We start from the raw sequence: 5556 nt of genomic DNA on the forward strand, positions 1-5556 counted from the left end.
CTCGAGGCACTCACCGCGCGGGTGGACGCACTGACCGCGCGAGTCGAGAGCTTGGCCGCGGCACAGCAGCGTATGGAGGAAGTGGTCCAGCAGCTCCTGGTGGACGTCGCCGCTCTCAAAGGGGACAGCCTGGAGCGGAAGTTTTGCGAGAGCGCACCGGCCTACCTGGGCCGCCGGTACAGGCGTGGCCGAGTGCTCTCCAAGCAGGAGCTGGTCGATGCGCTGGACGAGGCGGTCGACCAGGGCCGGCTCGACGAGGCGGAGAGCGACGCGATCCTGGAGGAGATCCGGCTGGCCGATGCGGTCGTCCGCGCCCGGGACGCCGAGGGCGAGATCCTGCTGGTAGCGGAGGTCTCGGCGGTGGTGGATCGGGACGATGTGGCGCGGGCCGTGCGCCGCGCCAGGGTTTTGGAACGACTGGGCGTGCGCACCCGGCCCGGCGTCGCCGGAAGACGCTTCACCGAGGGTGCCGAGAGCCTCTTGGCCGAAGGATCGATCGAGCGGTGGCAGCTCGAGGGCAACTGACGGCGCGATCCGAGCCGACGCTTCCGAACTGGGGCTGCGGACGCGCCAGGGGTCTCGACCTCCGGCCCGCTCGTCACGTGTGGCGCGAGCCGGGCCGGAGGTCGCTCACTGGCGGCTCGGCCCCCGTGCCGGGCGCTGGTCGGGCGGCGCCTCGAGCCTCCTGACCACGCCCCGGATCGCGCTCTTGTCAGGAAGGAGCACCCACGCCCCGCCGGGCGTCACCCAGCCGCGGACCGCGCCGCTGGCGTAGTCCAGCACGGCGCTGCGGATCCGGTCGCCCGGGATCTCGCTGGCCAGCGCCGCGTAGGCCGGCACCTGCGTCAGCGGGAAGTCGGTCTTGATCATGCCGAAGAGATCGGCGGCGATGGCGGGGACCCGGGGCAGGTTGGCGGGCTTGAGGAACTGGTCTTTGAGCGCCAGGAGCACCTGCTGCTGGCGCTGGGCGCGGCCCAGGTCGCCCAGCGGGTCGGCGTGGCGCTCGCGGACGTAGGCCAGCGCTTCCTCGCCGTTGAAGTGGTGGACCCCCTTCGGGATGTAGAGCGGCGCGTAGTGGCGCTCGTCGGGCGCCGGGAAGGTGGGGTCGTCGAGCGTCCGCGGCACGTCCACGGTGACGCCGCCGACGTCGTCGACCAGCTTCTTGAAGGCGGAGTAGTCCACGACCACGTAGCGGTCGGGGCGGACGCCCGTCAGGTCGGCGACCACTTCCTCGGCCAGGTCGGCGCCGCCGCGCACGTAGGCTTCGTTGATGCGGGCCTGCCCGTGGCCGGGGATCTCCACCCAGGTGTCGCGCGGGATCGAGAGGAGCCAGGCGCTCTTCCGCGCCGGGTCGACGGAGACCAGCAGGATGGAGTCGGTCAGCGCCGGCATGCCCGGACCCTGCATGACCCCCAGGACCAGCACCGTCACGGGCTTGGCGGAGCCCGCCAGCCAGCCCGCGACGCCCGAGGCCGGCTCCGTCTCGGCCGAGGAAGCCCGGTCCGCCCCCCCGCCGCCGCGGTTCCAGGGAAGCCAGGCGCTGCAGGAGCTGAGCGTCAGCGCCAGGGCGAGGAGGGCGGCGCCCAGGCGGAGCCCCCGTCCGATGCAGCCGGCCTGGCGGGCGCGGCGGCCGCGGGCGGAAGGGTGGCGCGGCGGGCGCCGCGCCGCTGCTGGGTTCGGGGCCACCAGGGCCCGTCCCGGAACCTCTTCCTCCATCCGCCATCCCCCTGTGGGCGACGCCGGGGCACGCAGACGGAACCCGCCGGGAGACGGGCGTCGCCGGGCGTCGCTTCCTGTCGCTTGCCATCCCGGAAGAAAGACGCAGCCAGGGGGGCGGAGGTTCCCTGTACGGGCTCCGCGCCCTGCGCCGGCGGTCCGGCGCCCCGTCAGCGCCGCCACCGCGGGTCGAGGACGTCGCGGAGCCCGTCGCCGACCAGGTTGAACCCCAGCACGAGCAGCAGGATGGCGAGCCCCGGAAACGTGGCCACCCACCACTGCTCCATGATGGTGCGACGGCCGTCGCTCACCATCAGGCCCCACTCCGGCGTGGGCGGCTGGGCGCCGAAGCCGATGAAGCTGAGGCCGGCCGCGGTGACGATCACGCCCCCCATGTCCAGCGTCGCCTGAACCAGGACCGGTCCCAGCGCGTTGGGAAGCAGGTGGCGCAGGACGATCCGCCCCGGGCTCGCCCCCAGCGAGCGCGCCGCCTCCACGTAGAGGGCCTCGCGGAGCGCCAGCACCTGGCCGCGCATCAGCCGCGCGTAGGCCGGCCACGAGACGGCCGCGATGGCGACGAGGGTGTTGGGGAGGCTCGGGCCCAGGACCGCGGCGATGGCCATGGCCAGGATCAGCGAGGGGAAGGCCAGGAACATGTCGGTGACCCGCATCAGGACCTCGTCCACCCAACCGCCCGCGTAACCGGCCAGGAGCCCGACCGCCGAGCCGACCAGCGCCGTCGCCGCCACCACCGTGACGGCGATCACGAGGTCGATCCGCGCCCCGAAGAGAATGCGGCTGAGGATGTCGCGCCCCAGCGAGTCGGTGCCCAGGAGGTGCGCGGGGCCGGGCGGCGCCAGCCGCACCGCCAGGTCCTGCTCGGTCGGCCCGTAGGGCGCCAGGACGCCAGCCGCCAGCGCCAGGAAGACGTAGACCAGGACGACGGCTGCCCCGGCCGCCGTCAGCGGACTGCGCAGGAGCTTCGCGAGGAGCGCCGGTCGCCCCGGTGCTCGGGCTCCGGTCGAGGGGGCCTCCGGCACGACCTCGCCGGAAGGCGCCCGCGTCCCCGCGACCGCCCAGGAAGGCTCCGTGCCCGGACGTTCTGCCCCGATGACGCTCACCCCCTAACCGCCGCCCTACTCGTAGCGGATGCGCGGGTCCAGCACCCCGTAGCCCAGGTCGACCAGGAGGTTGACCAGCGCGTAGACCACCGCCGCCAGAAGGGTCACGCCCATCACGGCGGGCAGGTCCACGTTGAGCATGGAGTTGGTCACGTACCAGCCGAGGCCCGGCCAGGAGAAGATGGTCTCGGTCAGCACCGCCCCGCCGAGGAGGCTCCCGAAGGAGAGCCCCGTCACCGTCAGCACGGGAATGAGGGCGTTCCGGAGGGCGTGGACGAGGACCACCGCCGCCTCGCTCAGCCCCTTGGCACGGGCCGTGCGCACGAACTCCTGGCCGAGCACCTCCAGCATGCTGCCGCGGGTCTGGCGGGCGATGACACCGGTGGTGTAGTAGCCGAGGGTCAGCGCCGGGAGGACGATGTGGGCCAGGGCCGAGCGGAAGGCGGCCCCGTCGCCGCTCAGCAGGCTGTCCAGGAGATAGAGACCGGTCAGGCGGGGCGGCGGGGCGATCAGGTCGTCCAGCCTCCCCGGTCCCGGGAGCCAGCCCAGCCGGTAGTAGAAGATCCCGAGCAGGAGCAGGCCCAGCCAGAAGACCGGTACCGAGACACCGGCCAAGGCGGCGACCCGCGTCAGCTGGTCGGGCCAGCGGTCGCGATAGACGGCGGAGACGATCCCCGACGGCAGTCCGAGCAGCAGGGCGACCAGCATGGCCGCGAGCGCCAGCTCCAGCGTGGCCGGGAAGTACTGCTCGAGGTCGTGGAGCACCGGCCGGCGCGTGCGCAGCGAGACGCCCAGGTCGCCGCGGACCAGGTGCTCCACGTAGAGCACGTACTGCTCGTGCAGCGGCCTGTCGAAGCCCCACTGCCGGCGGAGGTTGGCGATCTGCTCCGGCCGGGCGTGCTCGCCCAGCACGGCGACCACGGGATCCACGGGCACCACGTGCGACAGGAAGAACGTGATCACCGAGACCCCGAAGAGCACCAGTGCCGTGAAGGCGAGGCGTCGAACGACGAAACGCGCCAGCGGCATGGGCCGGGGTCACTTCCTCCGGATGGCGGCCAGCTCCACCGTCCACTGCGGGTTGTAGGCATAGCCCTGGATGTCCGAGCGCATGGCGACGGACTTCTTGGGCTGGTAGAGGACCGCGAAGGGGCCGTCCTCCATCATCCGCTGGTTGATCTGGCGGTAGAGCGACTCCCGCTTGGCCGCGTCGGCCTCGGCCGCCGCCTCCTTGACGAGCGCGGCCACCCGGTCGTTCCTGTAGCGGAGGCGGTAGGCCAGCTCCTTGTTCTCGTAGACGCCCATCGCCTCGGCGTTGGCGTCGGGATCGGGGTAGTCCGGGAACCAGCCCATCAGCACCATCTGCGCCGCCTGGGCACGGTATTTGGCCAGGAGCGCGGCCTGCGTCATCTGCTGGACGTTGACCTGGAAGCCGACCTGCTCCAGGTCGTTCTTGACTTTCGCGGCAATGTCTCCGTAGTCGGCGCCTGTGGGATCGGGCCCGGTGGGAGCGAGCAGCTCGACGGTGGGGTTCGACACGCCCGAGGCATGGAGGAGCTCTCGCGCCTTGGCCGGGTCATGCGCGTAGGGGCGGTCCGGATCGAAGCCGGGAATGCCGCTGGGCTCGATCCCCTGCACCGGGATGGCGTGCCCTTGGACGATGTCCCCGATCAGCCCCTCGTAGTCGATCGCGTAGCGGACCGCCTGCCGGACCTCCTTCTTGTCGAAGGGCGGCATGCCCGCGTTCATGCCCAGGTAGACGAGGCCCAGGTTGAGGCCGTCGAGCACCTTCACGCCCGTCTCGCCCCGGAGGGAGCGCAGCTGGTCGGGGCTCAGGTTGTGGGCGATGTCGATGTCGCCTCGCCGGAGAGCGGTCAGCTGGTTGGTGGTCTCCGCCATGTGCTTGATGATGACGCTCTGGATGGCCGGCTTCGGCCCGTAGTAGTGCGGGTTGGCCTCGAACGTGATCTGGGACTCGCGCTGCCAACCGGTCAGGATATAGGGCCCGCTTCCCGCGGAATGGCCGTTGAGCCAGGCCTGGCCCATGTCGCCATTCTTCTCGTGCGCCTTCACCTCGCGCGGGTTGACCACCGAGGCGACGGGGAAGGTGAGCACCGAGAGGAAGATGTTGGGGCTGACCGCGTGGTCCAGGCGGATCTGGACCGTGCGCGCGTCGACGGCCACCGTGCTTCCCTTGGCGATGCCGAATTGGGTGAGGAGCCAGGCCGGACCCTGGTTCAGTTGGATCGCCCGGTCGAAGGAGTAGGCGACGTCCCGGGCGGTCAGCGGGTCGCCGTTGGCGAAGCGGAGACCGCTCTTCAGGTGGAAGGTCCAGCTCTTCCCGTCCGGGGAGATCTCCCAGCTCTCCGCCAGATCGCCCACCGGCTTGGTCAGGTCGCTCCCCCGGAAGGTGACGAGCGTGCTGTAGGCCTGGTGGGCGGCGAAGACGGAGGTCGACTCGTAGGCCACCGCCGGGTCGAGAGAGACCGCGTCGGAAGTGTCCATGGCGTAGATCAGGGTCTCTCCACGGGAGCCCCCTCCCGCGGCTGGGGCGGCGCCGCCACAACCGGCCAGGAGAAGAAAGAGCCCCGCCAGCACGAGCGCCAGCCGGCGTTGCGCGCGCGGGCGGAGCAGACCGATTCCGAGGACGTACCTGCGGCCAAGCGGCTTCCGGTCGGATGTCCGATCCGACATGCGCTGCCACCTCCAGGGGCGGGTT

The 5556-nt window shown here is 71.7% G+C and carries 5 protein-coding genes; 1 reads left to right on the forward strand and 4 read right to left on the reverse strand.

What is annotated here, in order from left to right; translation table 11 throughout:
• A partial coding sequence (locus QJR14_06520; GenBank protein MDI3317252.1) for a hypothetical protein occupies positions 1-525 on the forward strand: 525 nt, incomplete at its 5' end.
• Positions 526-630: 105 nt separating this feature from the next.
• Here QJR14_06520 and QJR14_06525 read toward each other — a convergent pair.
• The 4 genes from QJR14_06525 to QJR14_06540 all read right to left on the reverse strand — a co-directional run bounded on the left by QJR14_06525 (position 631) and on the right by QJR14_06540 (position 5531).
• Entirely contained in the window at positions 631-1716 is a 1086-nt protein-coding gene (locus tag QJR14_06525; GenBank protein ID MDI3317253.1) for an LCP family protein, read from the reverse strand.
• Between the two features lie 170 nt (positions 1717-1886).
• Positions 1887-2654 (reverse strand): ABC transporter permease, encoded by a 768-nt coding sequence (locus QJR14_06530; protein ID MDI3317254.1) that lies wholly within the window; start codon positions 2652-2654, stop codon positions 1887-1889.
• Positions 2655-2852: 198 nt separating this feature from the next.
• Positions 2853-3866 carry an ABC transporter permease gene (locus QJR14_06535; GenBank protein MDI3317255.1) on the reverse strand — a complete coding sequence of 338 codons (1014 nt, stop codon included), beginning with the start codon at positions 3864-3866 and terminating at the stop codon, positions 2853-2855.
• A 9-nt stretch (positions 3867-3875) separates the two neighbouring features.
• Positions 3876-5531, reverse strand: a complete 1656-nt coding sequence (locus QJR14_06540) for an ABC transporter substrate-binding protein (GenBank protein MDI3317256.1) — start codon at positions 5529-5531, stop codon at positions 3876-3878.
• Between the last annotated feature and the right edge of the window lie 25 nt (positions 5532-5556).

The organism is Bacillota bacterium (genome assembly GCA_029961055.1).
Taxonomy (GTDB): Bacteria; Bacillota; Sulfobacillia; order JAIMAT01; family JAIMAT01; genus JAIMAT01.

Coding starts and splice junctions, on each gene's coding strand:
- QJR14_06525 (MDI3317253.1), bottom strand. CDS start 1,716: ATGGAGGAAGAGGTTCCGGGACGGGCCCTGGTGGCCCCGAACCCAGCA.
- QJR14_06535 (MDI3317255.1), bottom strand. CDS start 3,866: ATGCCGCTGGCGCGTTTCGTCGTTCGACGCCTCGCCTTCACGGCACTG.
- QJR14_06540 (MDI3317256.1), bottom strand. CDS start 5,531: ATGTCGGATCGGACATCCGACCGGAAGCCGCTTGGCCGCAGGTACGTC.